This is a genomic window from Mesorhizobium sp. M8A.F.Ca.ET.165.01.1.1 (assembly GCF_004792065.1).
In the GTDB taxonomy this organism is placed as follows: Bacteria; Pseudomonadota; Alphaproteobacteria; order Rhizobiales; family Rhizobiaceae; genus Mesorhizobium.
In genome coordinates this window covers 1-320 of the sequence record NZ_SRTH01000171.1, presented here as the reverse complement: position 1 = coordinate 320, position 320 = coordinate 1, and the positions used below count along the sequence as shown (strand labels likewise).

Below are 320 nucleotides of genomic sequence, written 5' to 3'. Positions count from 1 at the left end.
GCCGCCCTGCCGGCTGCGCACGACGATGATCAGCGGTGTGGCGGAGCTTTGCCGGACGATCCGCTCATAGAGCTGCGCCAGCCATATCGGGTGCTGAAAGGCCGTCGCCGCCGAGCTGGCGAACAGCTCGGCATATTCCGTCGAGCGGAAGTCGAAGGAATCCTCGGCAGTGACTTCAAACATATGTATCCGAACCGGCAGACTGCGGCCCGATCTATCGTCGATGTCTTGCGTTCCGCGTCAAGGCAAATCGCAGGAAAGTTAGAAACTTGGTATATGCAAGAGTTGCGACGCCGGTCGCAAATCTGTCATGCATTCGG

Annotated in this window: 1 pseudogene; it reads right to left on the bottom strand. The window is 58.8% G+C overall.

What is annotated here, in order from left to right:
- Positions 1 to 183 (bottom strand): annotated as a pseudogene (locus EN808_RS35615) (cellulose biosynthesis protein CelD); the annotation flags it as partial.
- Between the last annotated feature and the right edge of the window lie 137 nt (positions 184 to 320).